This is a genomic window from Marinobacter pelagius, from assembly GCF_900114925.1.
Classification (GTDB): Bacteria; Pseudomonadota; Gammaproteobacteria; order Pseudomonadales; family Oleiphilaceae; genus Marinobacter; species Marinobacter pelagius.
Genome location: NZ_FOUR01000006.1, coordinates 141,988 through 155,691 on the forward strand (window position 1 = coordinate 141,988; position 13,704 = coordinate 155,691).

Annotated in this window: 12 protein-coding genes; 3 read left to right on the forward strand and 9 right to left on the reverse strand. The window is 58.1% G+C overall.

Annotated features, from left to right (window positions below; genetic code table 11):
* The first annotated feature begins 360 nt into the window (after nt 1–360).
* Nucleotides 361–1,491 carry a succinyl-diaminopimelate desuccinylase gene (gene dapE / locus BM254_RS12960; RefSeq protein WP_092004334.1) on the forward strand — a complete coding sequence of 377 codons (1,131 nt, stop codon included), beginning with the start codon at nt 361–363 and terminating at the stop codon, nt 1,489–1,491.
* Nucleotides 1,492–1,687: 196 nt separating this feature from the next.
* Here dapE and BM254_RS12965 read toward each other — a convergent pair whose 3' ends face one another.
* Nucleotides 1,688–1,906, reverse strand: a complete 219-nt coding sequence (locus BM254_RS12965) for a SlyX family protein (protein WP_092004337.1) — start codon at nt 1,904–1,906, stop codon at nt 1,688–1,690.
* Nucleotides 1,907–2,067: 161 nt separating this feature from the next.
* Here BM254_RS12965 and BM254_RS17965 point away from each other — a divergent pair, with 161 nt between their 5' ends.
* A complete protein-coding gene (locus BM254_RS17965) occupies nt 2,068–2,595 on the forward strand; it encodes a cold-shock protein (RefSeq protein ID WP_092004340.1) in 528 nt (175 codons plus the stop codon).
* Nucleotides 2,596–2,642: 47 nt separating this feature from the next.
* Here BM254_RS17965 and BM254_RS12975 read toward each other — a convergent pair whose 3' ends face one another.
* The 3 genes from BM254_RS12975 to BM254_RS12985 all read right to left on the reverse strand — a co-directional run bounded on the left by BM254_RS12975 (nt 2,643) and on the right by BM254_RS12985 (nt 4,918).
* Nucleotides 2,643–3,017: a hypothetical protein gene (locus tag BM254_RS12975; RefSeq protein ID WP_092004345.1), complete on the reverse strand. Its 375-nt coding sequence runs from the start codon at nt 3,015–3,017 to the stop codon at nt 2,643–2,645.
* On the reverse strand, nt 2,989–4,413 hold the full coding sequence (locus BM254_RS12980) for a Clp protease N-terminal domain-containing protein (protein WP_092004349.1): 1,425 nt from the start codon (nt 4,411–4,413) through the stop codon (nt 2,989–2,991). Before BM254_RS12980 ends, BM254_RS12975 begins: the two co-directional genes overlap by 29 nt.
* A gap of 64 nt (nt 4,414–4,477) precedes the next feature.
* The gene (locus BM254_RS12985; protein ID WP_092004352.1) at nt 4,478–4,918 is read right to left on the reverse strand and encodes a VOC family protein; all 441 of its coding nucleotides are present in this window, start codon (nt 4,916–4,918) and stop codon (nt 4,478–4,480) included.
* Nucleotides 4,919–4,982: 64 nt separating this feature from the next.
* Here BM254_RS12985 and BM254_RS12990 point away from each other — a divergent pair, with 64 nt between their 5' ends.
* The gene (locus tag BM254_RS12990; RefSeq protein ID WP_092004355.1) at nt 4,983–5,879 is read left to right on the forward strand and encodes a DUF1853 family protein; all 897 of its coding nucleotides are present in this window, start codon (nt 4,983–4,985) and stop codon (nt 5,877–5,879) included.
* A gap of 9 nt (nt 5,880–5,888) precedes the next feature.
* On the opposite strand, the gene BM254_RS12995 is transcribed toward BM254_RS12990, so the two are convergent.
* From BM254_RS12995 to BM254_RS13015, 5 genes are all read right to left on the reverse strand, one after another.
* Nucleotides 5,889–6,467: an ATPase gene (locus BM254_RS12995; RefSeq protein WP_092004687.1), complete on the reverse strand. Its 579-nt coding sequence runs from the start codon at nt 6,465–6,467 to the stop codon at nt 5,889–5,891.
* Nucleotides 6,451–6,864: a TA system antitoxin ParD family protein gene (locus BM254_RS13000; protein WP_092004358.1), complete on the reverse strand. Its 414-nt coding sequence runs from the start codon at nt 6,862–6,864 to the stop codon at nt 6,451–6,453. Before BM254_RS13000 ends, BM254_RS12995 begins: the two co-directional genes overlap by 17 nt.
* Nucleotides 6,865–7,100: 236 nt before the next feature.
* Entirely contained in the window at nt 7,101–8,171 is a 1,071-nt protein-coding gene (locus tag BM254_RS13005) for a hypothetical protein (protein ID WP_092004361.1), read from the reverse strand.
* The gene (locus BM254_RS13010) at nt 8,168–11,527 is read right to left on the reverse strand and encodes a toxin VasX (RefSeq protein WP_092004364.1); all 3,360 of its coding nucleotides are present in this window, start codon (nt 11,525–11,527) and stop codon (nt 8,168–8,170) included. Before BM254_RS13010 ends, BM254_RS13005 begins: the two co-directional genes overlap by 4 nt.
* Complete coding sequence (locus BM254_RS13015) at nt 11,524–13,644, reverse strand: type VI secretion system Vgr family protein (protein WP_092004367.1); 2,121 nt, start codon at nt 13,642–13,644, stop codon at nt 11,524–11,526. Before BM254_RS13015 ends, BM254_RS13010 begins: the two co-directional genes overlap by 4 nt.
* Between the last annotated feature and the right edge of the window lie 60 nt (nt 13,645–13,704).

The following is a 13,704-nucleotide window of genomic DNA, read 5'->3' on the forward strand; positions in this document are numbered from 1 at the left end:
GTCTGATGAACTTTGTTCATCTGACCCCGAGTTAAAGCTGAAAATGGGGTCAGAAGAAGGCTTTCTTGCACAGGGGTCTGATGAACTCGTTCATCTGACCCCAAGTTAAGTTGAAAATGGGGTCAGAAGAAGGCCTTCTTCAGACCCCGGAGTCAGCACTCACCCCAGGGGTCAGACCCTGCACAGGGGTCTGATGAACTTCGTTCATCTGACCCCAAGTTGATTTTGAAGACGGGGTCAGAAGAACGAGTTCTTCAGACCCCTGGAGTTAGAGCTAGAATTTGAAATTGGGGTCAGATGAAAGCTTTCATCTGACCCCGACTTTGAACCTGCCCCACCCACACCAGACAAGGTCAAGCAATGAGCACATCGCCCACCCTGGAACTCGCCATGGACCTGATTCGCCGGCAATCGGTCACTCCAGATGATGCCGGCTGCCAGGAGCTGATGATGTCCCGGCTGACGCCGCTGGGATTCGATGGCGAGAACCTGCGTTTCGGCGATACCGACAATCTCTGGGCTCGCAAGGGCTCCGACGGCCCGGTACTGGCCTTCGCAGGTCACACTGATGTGGTCCCGACCGGCCCCGAGAAGAACTGGGCGCATCCGCCGTTCGATCCGGTGATCAAGGAAGGCTACCTCTATGGCCGCGGCGCGGCGGACATGAAAGGCAGCCTGGCGGCGTTCATCACTGCCTGCGAGCGGTTCGTGAAGGCCCATCCGGACCATCGCGGTTCCATCGCCCTGCTGATCACCAGCGATGAGGAAGGCCCAGCTCAGCACGGCACCGTCAAGGTGGTCGAAACCCTGGAAGCCCGCAACGAGAAGATCGACTGGTGTCTGATCGGCGAACCGTCCAGCACCCATGAGGTTGGTGATGTGATCAAGAACGGCCGCCGTGGCTCACTGCATGGCTACCTGACCGTGCACGGTATCCAGGGCCATGTCGCCTATCCGCACCTGGCGGAGAACCCGGTGCATACAGTTGCCCCGGCGCTGGACGCCCTGGCCAACGAGTTCTGGGACAACGGCAACGACTTCTTCCCGCCCACCACCTTCCAGATCACCAAGATCGAAGCGGGAACCGGCAGCAACATCATCCCCGGCGAATGCCTGGTGCACTTCAATTTCCGCTACTGCACCGAAAACACCGCAGAGAGCCTGGAAGAGCGCGTAGTTGCAATCCTGGACCGCCACAAGCTGAAGTACGACCTGCAATGGCACCTCAGCGGCCGCCCCTTCCTGACCGATAAAGGCGCACTGGTATCCGCCAGCCAGGATGCGATTCGCACCGTCACCGGCCGCGAGACCGAACTTTCCACCTCAGGTGGCACCTCCGACGGTCGCTTCATCGCCCCCACGGGTGCCCAGGTGGTGGAACTCGGCCCTATCAACGCGACCATTCACAAGGTGGATGAGTGTGTGAAGGCGGAGGATCTGGATACGTTGTCGGAGATTTATGAGCAGATTTTGGTGGAGTTGCTGGCGTGAAAGAGGTCAGAAGAAAGCTTTCTTCTGACCCCGGAGTTAGACCGCACCCCAGGGGTCTGATGAACTCGTTCATCTGACCCCAAGTTAGCGTCAAACTCCGAGGTTGATCTGAAAATGGGGTCAGATGGAAAGCCGGAGGCTTTTCATCAGACCCCCGAGTTAGATCCCATTTCCCGGCCTGCCCCCACCCCGTCATTCAATAATGCGGAGGCGGCGTCTCCTCATCTTCCGGCTTGATATTCGAAGGCGACACATCCTTCAGCTGCTTGTGCAGCAACCGTTTTGCCTCCCACAGTTCCCGGATATCCATTTCCTGCTTGGCCACCTGCTCACTCAGGGTGTTGATCACTTCATCCTGAAAGGCGATCCGCATTTCGAGTTCGTCGAGTCGGGCTTCGAGGTCTTTCTGTGTCATCGGTTTGGTCAGCGCTCGGGATTATCTGGTAATATGCCGCTTTTCTCCGCCAGCCTCCCCTTATTTCCGGGATATGGCGGTTTTCACCGGCCGGATGCGTGAGTTTACCTGATATCCGGTTTTTTATCGTTAGCGTTACAAAAATGGAGAAGTTACCTTCAATGCGTAATCCAGCCAAAGCGATCCTTGTCGCTGTTCTGATCGCGATTCCCGCACCATTGATCCTGGCTTTTATTCTGACTGCCACCCCCGAGCCGCTGCGCCTGATTGCTGCCGGCGAAGTGATTGAGGCTCTCGGAAGCAACCGGGGCATTGCTGCCTACATCATTACCCTGGTCCTGTTTGGCATCGCCGGCTTCCTGGCCGTGGCACTCTCTGCCAAGCAACAGACCGCACAGAGCAATGCCCGCCGCGCCCCTTCCCGTCCCCAGCGCAATGATGACGAGGACGAAGGCGATTTCGATGACACCACCCCCGAAGGCGATGAAGAAGGCACCGTGAAGTGGTTCAACGTCAAGAAAGGGTTCGGCTTTATCGTCCGTGACAGCGGTGACGAAGTGTTCGTGCACTTCCGCGCCATCCGTGGCCGCGGCCGCCGGGTCCTGCGTCAGGGCCAGCTGGTTCGTTTCAACGTGGTTGAAGCTGACAAGGGTCTTCAGGCAGACAACGTCTCAATCCTGAGCGACTGATCCGCCCCTGAAGCCAACGAAAAAGGCAGCCTTCGCGGCTGCCTTTTTTAATTCCAGACCACCTTCTGTTCACCGCGGCTGTCCAGGCGCCACCACTTCTCATCCTCGACCGGCTGGCCTTCCTGCCAGTCACCCGGGCTGCAGCGGATCTCGGTGTCCATTGCCCGCCAGGCACTTCGTGCACAATCCAGGTCAGTACCCCAGGGCAACTCTTCCCCTTCGAGCACCAGCGATGTGAAGCGCTTGCCAAAGGCTCCCGGGTACAGCGTAATGCGCACTGATGCGCCCTCGTAGGACGCGGTGCCTTTGATAACCGAGGACACATCGGTGTCGTCCAGGGCGAGGTTGTCTACGTTGGCCTCAAGCCACTGTGACACCTGTTTCGGTGCCAGGTCACGAATGTAGATTTCCAGATCCTGCACTCGCGGAATCTCCATGCTGTTGATCACAATGCAGCACATAGTGAACCGGGCCGGGGCCCGCTGCAACCCACTGTTCCAGCTCACGTCGCAAATCCTCGACAGAAAGTCGGCGCAGCGTGCCGGCGGCCTTTCGTTCCCGCCAGGCAACTTCTGCGGCGGCCTGCTGAAGCTCAATATCTTGGAGCGACTGCTCAAACTCCTCAACCGGCTCCTGCCGCGCCATGGCAACCAGCCCCTGCCGCCTCAGGGTATCGGCCTGCCCGGCCAGCGCGGCTGCTTCCACCGGCCCTCTTCTCGCAAACAGGCTCAGCCTTGCCGCCGCGCGCCCGACCCACTCGAGCATGCCCCCGGGCGTGCTCACACAGCGGCTTCGGCTGGACGCGACGTACTGAATCACCGAAAGCGGTAACTGAGTATTCCATTGCTTTTCGATAGCGGACTGGTGGGCAGTCAGGATGGCTTTCCGCTGAGCCTGGCTGGCTGAGGGCATATCGAAGGCATCGAGGCGACGTCCCAACCGATGTTGCAGGCTCTGAACCGCAGACGCGTCATCCGGGCCTTCGGGGCCCAGCAGCAACACCGGGCCGGACCAGCTGGCAAGCAGTTCCGACGCCACCGCTCCCGGCGCATTCATCAACGCCAGAAGATCAGACGGCGACACATTGTCGAGCACCAGCAATGGCCAGCCTCGGGAACAGCCCGTCTCATCGTCATCTGCTTCGCTCACCGGTATGACGGGAAGATCACTGGCCATCAGTTCGGCTTCCCGGCGCAGGTCGATCTCGACATAGTCCCGCTCGAGCACCGGCAGCAGGTACTGCAACCAGCTCGACTTACCCGCCCCCCGGGACCCACGAACCCAGACGAGAGCCCGGCAACAGGCCGCCACAGTCACCGCGACATCGTCGGCTAACTCAATCCACTGTGGATCGGTGATGGCAATCGGTGAACGGGTATCGGTGGCAAAATTCTCCGGGGGCGTCGGCTCCGCCAACTCGGGCCATCTCGGGACCTGTTCCAGAAGGGCCACGTAGGCTTTGCCCTCCAGCCGCTCTGCGCGTCTTGCCAGGGTATCCAGAAGGTGGGGCCAATCGAGCCAGGGCACCGTGAAGGCCTCCCGGGCGCTTGCCAGCCAGTAGATCAGCTGCGAGGACAACAGTCCCTCCCCGCCCACTTCGGTGACGATCGGCTGTTCGCACTGGATGGTGCGGATCAATTCGTCCAGATCGACGCCGCAGCCACGCAGATACCGTGCGATCGACGGATCGGTGTCCAGCAGCGCGAGCAGGAAATCTTCGACAGTGATGGCCGCGCCGCCTCGCCCGCTAACATTGTCTCGGGCCCGCAGCAACGCGGTCTGACATTGGGGATCAAGGCATCCTTGCCAGTCTTCCATTCAACTTCTCCCTGTTGTGTTGGCATCATCCTGATGCTCTTCCGTAGTCTGTTCGAGGGCAGTTTTACCAGGTACCGGTGTTTTCCATGCTGGCCCAGGGCTCTTTCGGAGGCAGCGCCTCGCCTTTCTGGAGCAGCTCGATGGAGATGTTGTCGGGGGTCCGGATAAACGCCATGTAGCCATCCCGGGGCGGACGGTTTATGGTCACACCGTTGGCCTGCAGCTTCTCGCACAGGGCGTAGATGTCATCCACCCGATAGGCCAGGTGACCGAAATTGCGGCCGCCGGTGTACTCTTCCGGATCCCAGTTGTAGGTCAGCTCGATCATTGGCGCACGGTCTTCCCGGGCCCGCGCCTCGTCTTCCGGTGCCGCCAGAAACACCAGGGTGAACCGGCCCTTCTCGCTGCTCTTCCGGTTGATCTCGACCATGCCCAGCAGGTCGCAGAAGAAATGCAGAGTCTCGTCCAGGTCACTCACCCGGATCATGGTGTGGAGGTATTGCATACGCGCTCCTTCTCGAAGAATGGTCGTCTTACCGCTTGAACACAGTTTACGGTATCCTTGGCCAATGGACGACATCAGCATCGGCGATATTCCCTACGCCCTCCGTAGCCCCGCCGTCAGGCATCTGGCGTGGCTTTGCCATACGCCCCAACTGCTGAGCTCACCACTCTCATTTGAGCCCGCCCGCTACCTGCCACCCAATCATCTGGAAAAGCTCCGGGCATGGGATCATGATCTGCAGGTTGCGCCGGCCTTGCTTCGGGAACCGCCCCAACGCAGGCTGGGCTTCTATTTCGAGCGCCTGTACCAGGTGCTGCTGGAGGAGCTGCTTGGCTGGGAAATCCTCCTGAAAAACCAGCAGATCCAGTCCAACGGCCGCACCATTGGCGAGCTGGACTTTGTGGTGCATAACCAAATCGATGACCGGATCGAGCATCACGAAATCGCAGTGAAATACTACCTCGGCGTGCCAGGGACCGAGCATCCAACGCTCTGGTACGGCCCCAATGCCCGCGACCGGCTGGACCTCAAAACCGATAACCTGATCCATCACCAGAGCCGACGGACCCACCAGCCGGAAACCCGGGCCCTGCTGGAACAACTCGACATCAGCGGCCCCCTCACCGCACGGATTTTCATGCCGGGCTATCTGTTCTATCCCGATGGCAACTCAATCTCGGCCCCCGACTATGTGCCGGACAATCACCTTCGAGGAAGCTGGCTTTACCTCTCGGCGGCCCGAGCAAGAGACACGTCCCAATGGGTCCCGCTTCACAAGCCCCACTGGATAGGCCCCTGGCTCCAGGATGAGCCGCCCGCTCCCGAGACCACCCTGGAAGCGCTCGAACGCATTGAACGTCACGCCGTCCCGGCACTCTTTGCCGTGCTCGAGAACGACGCTGACACCGGGTTCTGGCGGGAAACAGACCGAATCTTCGTGGTGCCTGAAAACTGGCCCTAGTCTTCGCTCTCAGGCATCGATCAGGCTCCTGGCCCACGTTGGCAGCTCGTCTTTATAGACCTGCCATGCCCCGTTCTCCCAGGCCGCGACACGCACAAACGGTTGATCCAGGCTGGAGTTGTCCACCAGGTGCAGCTCATCCGCCAGCCCGATGCACTCGCGAAGGTTGGCCAGGGTTCGGGGGATCCGACGCTCTATCTTGGTCTCGGGTACATTATGGCCGCCCGTTTGTACCCGGGAGGCAACACGCGCCTTGTTGAGGTTGACCTGGTCCAGATGGAAATAAAACAGACGGATGCGGAAGCCCGCAGCCTTGGCAGCTCCGACGAAATCCACTTTGGAGGGGTGGGAAAACACCGTTTCAAAACAGAAGCTCTGGCGCTCCTCCAGCAACCGGAGCCGCTCCTTTTCGGCAATCAGCGCGGCTTCGTAACTGTGCTTTTCGGGGTAGTCCGGCCACAGGGTGCGGGCGATCTTGTCAGCGTTGACGAACGGTATGTTGCGACGGGCCAGAAACCGCTCATAGAAAGTCGATTTGCCGGCACCGTTGCCACCCACCAGCAACCATAGCTCAGGCTGCGTCGTCACGGTCACTCAGCGCTTCAAAACGTCCATTGCGGAACTGGCCAACTTCCCGGGTCCCGTCCGGATGGATGGCTTCCAGGTAACCTGGCTTTTCCGGAGAAGACTGGTAGACCGTTAGCCCACGGGCAATAGACCTGCCTAGCTCGCCGCTCTCACGAGCCTGATCCACCTCGGCCCAAAGCTCATCACTGCTCACCGGTTCTGCCGTCACAGGCTCAACCGACACCTTCCGGATACCCTGCAAAATGGCAATCAGATCCTCCGCACTCACCTCCCCGGCAACTGCGCGACCAATCTCGGCCCAGTACTCGATCTGCTTCGGCGTGGAGCGCCGATGAACCTGCCCCTCGGCAGCGGCATGGCGAACCAGGTTGTCATCAAGACGAACGGCGGTGGTCATGGTGGACTCCCGTGCTGTGCATATATTGACCAGACTACCACACACGTTGCGTTTTGCAACACCCGTTGCATTTTGAGACCAAATCACGGGTTCAGACGCCTTCCGCGGGGTCTGAAGAAAACCTTCTTCTGACCCCATTTTCAGACCAGCCACCCAAACCCAAATCAAATCCCCCGACCTCCGGGGTCAGAAGAAAGCTTTCTTCTGACCCCTTTTTCAAACACTCCCCACACGTATCAAATCGGCCAAGCCCCCTCAGGCCGCATCCCCCGATACTCCCCCAACGAAACCTTCCCCAGCTGCGGCGTCAACTTGCAAACCCGGCTTCCCCAGGGATAGCTACGCAACCGATTCAACAGCTCCACCCCTCTCCCGTGCTTCCAGGCCTCAATATCCAGATCGCGCCAATAGCGCGGATCGCGCCCGGTCTTTTCATCGTGCTCGCGCGTCACTGGATCCAAATGTCGGAATGGTTCCAGACGAGGCACATCCGGCAGGGGTTGGGTTACGTCCATGTAGCGTTGGAGCATGTCCCAAAACGCTAAAACTTCACTTTTGGACGCTTCCACTCCACTCAGCCAGGTCTGATTGAAGGTTTTCTGGGTGTAGCGGTGAACAAACATCAGTCTGTAAAAAATACCACCCTGCTGGACGACCCGCTCAACGTAGGCATCAAATTCAACGAATGGCGCTTCAAAGAAACGATTACGTCCCAGCGAGAACCGGACCTGCCCGGTAACTCGGTTGAACTCACTGCAACCGTCTTCGAGCGATTCGTCGAACTTCTCCGAAAGTGATTTCTCAAAGGGCTTCAGGAGAAACTCTATGCCAGTGCTCATAATCCAATTGGTGGTTGGGCGAATCATCCAAAAAGAGAGAAACATCCACCCGGGCAACAGAACCAATGCAACAAGGCCGACCAGAAGTCCCGACCATTCGTACTGTTCAGCGAGCTCTAGCACCCCCCATCCGATTAAAGACATGCCGCCGACAACCAGCAACAGAACCCACGTAAAGGGAATTAACAGAATCAGGAATTTGAGCCCTACCTTTCCATTCAAGAACCGGATCCGGTGATGATCCCACCACCAATCTTTGTCGGTAAATTCAGGATCTTGGGCTTCATGGTCCTGAAGCGTTTTGACGTCCTCGACCACACCGTTGTAGGGATTCGCTCCAGCGTAAGCTCCCACAGGTTGTAACTCATCGCCCACCCGTTCACGCTTCCTCGGACTCTCCGGAAGTGAGCCAATAAAATTCGAATTGAAGGCAGTAGGCGCAAATATTGGGCGGTCCAGTTTCGTCATACACTTACCTCGGCGAAGTACCAGTATGGGGACTTTGGCTGGGCAAACGGATCCAATACCGTTCGCCTCTTCGATGGTGGGTACACGTGTTGGGTGACATCGAAAGGTTCGTAGTCCGGATAGGTAGGCGTCGGGAATATTAAGGGCCCCAACTCGGTCTCCAGCGTCGCCTGCAAACCAACCCTCAATTGAGTGGTTACAGATTCCCGATAGAAAGTACTTTGGTATTCACTCTCCTGAAGCTCCCGCCTGACGAGAAAGCGAACAGCCGATTCCCGAGGCAATGACTGCCGAGCAACAATCTTCGTCAGTGGTGTCGCTTTGAGCATATAGGTGTCTGAAACAGGCATGACCGCCCCCGAAGAAGGTATGTTCGTCGTCGATGTCTGGTAGGCAATTTCCTGAACAACCAGCTTGAAGGGTTTGTCGGGCAGTTCTGCCCGGCGTTCGCCGAACAGCTTGATCCGGCTGACAAGGGGGAATCTGATGGTTACGACGTAATCATCAGGTTCCGGTGGATAATCCGGGTTAATGAGTCCTGGATCAGGCTCAATATACCCATACCGCTCTCCACTCACATGAATGGGCGAAAGGAGGGTTATTAGCTGACCATAATAGGCCTTATCGCCATTCCAACTTTGCTGGTGATTCGGAAAAGAGCCCAGGGGCCCGTGTTTGAGAAGCTTTTCAAAGGGGTCGTCAGTTACCAAACCTGCATATATCCCCCCACCAACGACCATTGCCATACCGAATAAAGCCCACCCCCAACCAGGCACGGCAAGTAGATTTGCCATCATAGGGGAGGCCAAGAAAATAACACCACCACTCATCGCTATCGCATGCCCGGCGGCTGCGTCAAAATCGTTATTGGAAATGCTGATCCTCATTTCCCAAAAACTCAGGCCAACGCCGACACCACCAGCAATAAAACTTGCCAGCCCCGTTGTTCTAACCAATGTGGAGGCCTTTATTTTTTCGAGCCGCTTGCCCACAAACCACCAATTCTTCAAATCAAAAAGAGGACGTGAAGCGAATCGGTAAGCACTTGTCTGTCTGGAACTGAGGTCTCCCAATACAACATTGAGTTTCAGCTGAGCTGCAATCAGATCAGCCGTTGCGCCACCAAATGTCTTGGCGAACGCCAATGTGGAGTTCCCTTGTTCAGAATCATATGCTTTCAAGAACGAACGAAATTCGATAAACAAATTAAACGCCGCCAAAGCCACCAACCCACGAGAAACGACTGGACCATCGACCACCCGCCCCACTCGCTTCGCAAAATCCACTTTCACCAAACTCAGCTTTTTCGCTTCTTCATGGCCCTCGGCAACGTAGAAAACCATAGTTCCAGCAGCCACTTTGTTGATCGTGTCCTCAAATTCACCCGCTGCACGTGCGGGGCTGGTGGAAGCCATCATCTGCCCGGACTCATCAAACAGGTCTGCGTATAGATAATCGTTCTTCCGAGTCAGCACCCCCTCGGTCCGATCAAACTCCGTCAGCCCGCGATTCAGCCCGTTACCCTGCACTCCGAGGATTGTGCCCTCGCTGACAGCTCGGGCCCTGTCCATAACCCGGATACCGGCAAGATCCGGGTCCGCGAGCACCATATTGGATGCAGCCGCCTGCATTACGCGCTGTAGTTCAATCTGCTCAACGGCACCCTGTTCAATCAGGCGCCTGGACACCGTCAGAACAGCGGCACTCCATTCGCTTAATGAGCCAGAAATAAGCCCACCGACTTTGCCGGCATTGGAAAAATCTTTCAGTGTGCTATCGCCTGAATCCCTCTCGCTAATCTGTTTTTCGAGGTACACAAGGGATTGCAGATTAAGCCGATCCAGCAAAGCCTCATCAATTTCGGTCTGACTCTGCGCTAATTCTGCAAGCGTCTGGTACGGCGACATTTTTCCGGGCTCGGACTCATCCCCCGCACTAGCTCTCTCTTGAGGCGCCCAAGCCTCCAGGAATTGTTCATCAGTTATCCACTCTTGCAGGGTGGCGTATATGCCCTCGTCACAGGACTTTCCTTGGGCTTTTACAACCCCTGGGACCTGTTGAAGTACATTCATGAGGTCGGTCGCAAGCAGATAAGCTTCGCAGATGGCGTGGTCACGGCATTGCCGGTAGTCATCCAGGGCGGCAGCTAACGATGGCTCGGTCAGCAAATTGCGGGCCCGTGCGACATGCTCATCTATCACGCGAATGGCATGTTCTTTCTCCTCGGTATCCAGCACCTCATCCAGTTTTTGTCGGTCGATGGCACTTGCATAACGGGACAAATTGGAAGGACTACCATCCGGCTGAGGATCAAAAATGGCCTGGCGAATCAGCATCGCAGAATGAACGATCGGATTGCTCCGGATCGAAATATCCACGGCATCCAGGTAATGCAGGGCTAGGTGTAGCTGCGCAAGAGAATGGCGGAGTCGGAAAATGGGGTCTGGAATAGCTATGCCGACGAGGCCTTTTTGTTCGCGAAGTTCAGCAATCACATCCTCTCCGGGGTCACACTTCAATTCGAGAGCAATCGCGGCGCTGGGTCCCTCCTCGCCTTGCTTTATCCGATCCGCGAGTTTCACGCACAGCTCACCCTCACCAGGCCCCTCAAACCCCTCCCTAAAATCACTGGGATTCTCCAACATCAACTCAATGCCAAGGTCCCGTGCCCGAAGGCCATCCACCTGCTGAATCGGCGACGCGGGGTAGCCGCTTGCAAAGTTGATGTCATCAACAAGGGCCGCAGGCCAGGCATGATCGATTCTGGTTGTCCTGATCCTCAGCGCTTTCGTGTCCTGCTCCAGCCGACGAACGTAGTGCCAATCCCACTGCACTTCGCTGTAGGCGACACGAATGTCCTGGATAACGGTCTGCCCCTGCAACATGGCCGGGACCAGGATGTCGTGCTGCCATTCACCCACTGAAGGCCGGGCGCGGAAGCTCTCGGAGGGCTCTGCCTCCCATTCAGAGCGCGCCGATTGCACATCAACGTCACTCATCATGCCTTCGGTGTTGATCTCGAGTTCCCGCCACAGGGTGTCATCACGAAAAACATAGAGGTAGCCGGGCCTGAGCAGTGCCACGCTTCGTCCGGTGTGGAAGGTCAGGCCGCCGGATTTCACAGGCAGGTTGCTCTGGATTTCGGCCAGGGGTTTGATTCTAAGGAGGGTGTTTTCCTGATACTCCTCCTGCTCGATGTTGGAACGGGCACGCTCCACCAGAGGAAGGGTCAGATGGCCACCGGCCTGAGTGGGGACCTTCAGAACCAGATTGCCTGGCTCGTTGTCATCATACTCAGCTCGCCGACGCAGGGATTGGTCCAGGCTCTCATCGGTGAAATTCGCAAGATCGGTCATTCCTTTGACCCCTTATCCGAGATGGTTTCAACGGTTACTTCTTCCGGTGTCGATTGGCCACCGATAATGTCCACGATCAACATCCTTTCCGGTGTTTTATATCCATCGTGGACGACGTTATCCGGGGCGGCCGTCTGGCGCTGATCCACGGTCGCCAGTGCTGCGGGACTTACCGATTCCGGTGCAACACCCTCAAGCAGCCGGGGCAGCTCCGGGAGGCTCGCGGACTGGCCGGAACCCTTCCCTGGAGCGCCGCCGGAATTGATCTTTATTCCCGGCCCACTGAGAGTCACGCCACTGGCATCCAGCTTGATGAAGCTGCCGCCACCGGCGATGGTGAGTTCCGTTCCTGCATCCAGGACGACCTTGGCGCCAGCCTTGTGGTGAACCTCGGTACCGGCTTCGGAGGCCATGGTCTGGCCGGCTTTCTGGTGGAAAGTGCCGGTTATGGTCTGGCTGCAGTCGGCCTCTACGGACACCCGTTTCTCCCCATTGGTCGTGCAGTGTTCTTTGCCTTTCACATGGCTGTAGTACTGCCCCTCCAAGGTTCGGTGACTGTCGTTTTTGATGACCTCGGTGCGGTTGTGTTCGGTGAGCAGGTCCAGGTCTTTCTGGGCGTGGAGGTAGATCTGTTCTTCCCCAGCTTCATCTTCGAAGCGCAGTTCGTTGCTGCCCTCGCCCTTGTGGGTCTTGGTTTTCAGGGTGGTGCGGGTTTTGTGCGCCGGTAGTTCGTACGGTGGCTGATTGGTGGCGTGGTAGGTTCGGCCTGTGATGATGGGTTGGTCCGGATCACCGTCCAGGAAGCTGACGATCACTTCGTGGCCGATGCGGGGTAGCGCCATGAAGCCGTATTGGCCGCCAGCCCAGCCCTGGCTGACGCGGAGCCAGGCGCTGCTGTGTTGATCATTGTGCGAGTAGCGATCCCACGGAAACCGCACCTTCACCCGGCCGTGTTCGTCGCAGTGGATTTCCTCGCCTTCCGGACCGGTGACAATGGCGATCTGGGGGCCATCCATGATTGGCTTGTGGTCTGTTCTCGGTCGCCAGGTTCTGTCCGCGGGCACCACGTTGAAGAAGTTGTGGTAGGTGGTCGGCTCCTGACCAGCTTCCTCTTCCAGCGCCTGGGGCTGTTTGCCGGTGTGGGTGACGGCAGTGAGTAACCACTCCTGGTTCAAGGCCTCGTTGTCGTGGTCGGTGAGTGGGAGTTTGGCGCCGGGGGTGAAGTCCGGCCGATTGCTCTCGCCGTGGCCGGTGGAAGCATCGTTTCTCAGGGCGTCCAGGCGGGCCCGGGTGAAGGGCTGGCCGCTGGCGTCGGCCTTGTAGCGACCCGGGTAGTCGTAGTGCTGGTAGTCTTCCCGGTGATTCAGGTCGGCCGCGCCCTGCTCGTGCATCAGGGCGTAGGCGGGATTTTTGAAGGTGTAGTCCTTGAGGGCGACGGAGGCGGCCCGGACCCGTTCCTGGTATTTGAAGCGGAAAATACAAGGTTGCCGAGTACTGCCCCCGGCCCGCCCGTTGTAGGGGGCTGATTCCAGCTTGGGCGCATCGCCATGGTGGTCGGCAAAGACCAACGCCGGTTGCTCTTCCCCATCCACGCTGCCGTGGTGGTAGCGGTAATGCCAGCCTTCCTCGGCGGCCAGCCTCTCGATAAAGGCCAGGTCGCTTTCCCGGTGCTGGACGCAGTATTCCCGTTCTTCCGGAGCACGTTTCAGATCGAAGATCGTATCCACGATACCCCGCTCTTCCAGCAGGGTACGGATGATGGCCTCGGGGCTCTGGCCCTGGAAGATGCGGCTGTTGTGCATCAGGCCCAGACGCCAAAGCGGGGGCTGGAATAGCACCTCATAACGGGTGCGGCGATGGCCGGTGTCGCCCCGGGCGAATTCATTGACCACGCCGGTGAAGCGTCGCAGGGGTTGGCCGTCCTGCCAGACCACAAGGTCGACGGGTTGTTCCAGCATGGCTTCGGCAGGGACGTAAGGGTCGGTACTGGCCAGTTCCAGTCGGCCCTGGAACAGCTCGGAAAGGCTCTCGGTCAGCGCGAACGCGACCACGGCGAAATGATCAGAGGGGAAGTCACCGACACGGGCGGTGAACTGCAATCCACTTGCCTGGGGCATGTCTTCAGTCCTTGAAGGGTTGATTCGGTCCGTTGAATCGGTGCGGGTATTTTGGCCATC

Bases quoted from the DNA above. Each gene is read 5' to 3' on its own strand.
- dapE (WP_092004334.1), top strand. From the start codon at position 361: ATGAGCACATCGCCCACCCTGGAACTCGCCATGGACCTGATTCGCCGG.
- BM254_RS12965 (WP_092004337.1), bottom strand. From the start codon at position 1,906: ATGACACAGAAAGACCTCGAAGCCCGACTCGACGAACTCGAAATGCGG.
- BM254_RS17965 (WP_092004340.1), top strand. From the start codon at position 2,068: ATGCGTAATCCAGCCAAAGCGATCCTTGTCGCTGTTCTGATCGCGATT.
- BM254_RS12980 (WP_092004349.1), bottom strand. From the start codon at position 4,413: ATGGAAGACTGGCAAGGATGCCTTGATCCCCAATGTCAGACCGCGTTG.
- BM254_RS12985 (WP_092004352.1), bottom strand. From the start codon at position 4,918: ATGCAATACCTCCACACCATGATCCGGGTGAGTGACCTGGACGAGACT.
- BM254_RS12990 (WP_092004355.1), top strand. From the start codon at position 4,983: ATGGACGACATCAGCATCGGCGATATTCCCTACGCCCTCCGTAGCCCC.
- BM254_RS13000 (WP_092004358.1), bottom strand. From the start codon at position 6,864: ATGACCACCGCCGTTCGTCTTGATGACAACCTGGTTCGCCATGCCGCT.
- BM254_RS13005 (WP_092004361.1), bottom strand. From the start codon at position 8,171: ATGACGAAACTGGACCGCCCAATATTTGCGCCTACTGCCTTCAATTCG.
- BM254_RS13010 (WP_092004364.1), bottom strand. From the start codon at position 11,527: ATGACCGATCTTGCGAATTTCACCGATGAGAGCCTGGACCAATCCCTG.
- BM254_RS13015 (WP_092004367.1), bottom strand. From the start codon at position 13,644: ATGCCCCAGGCAAGTGGATTGCAGTTCACCGCCCGTGTCGGTGACTTC.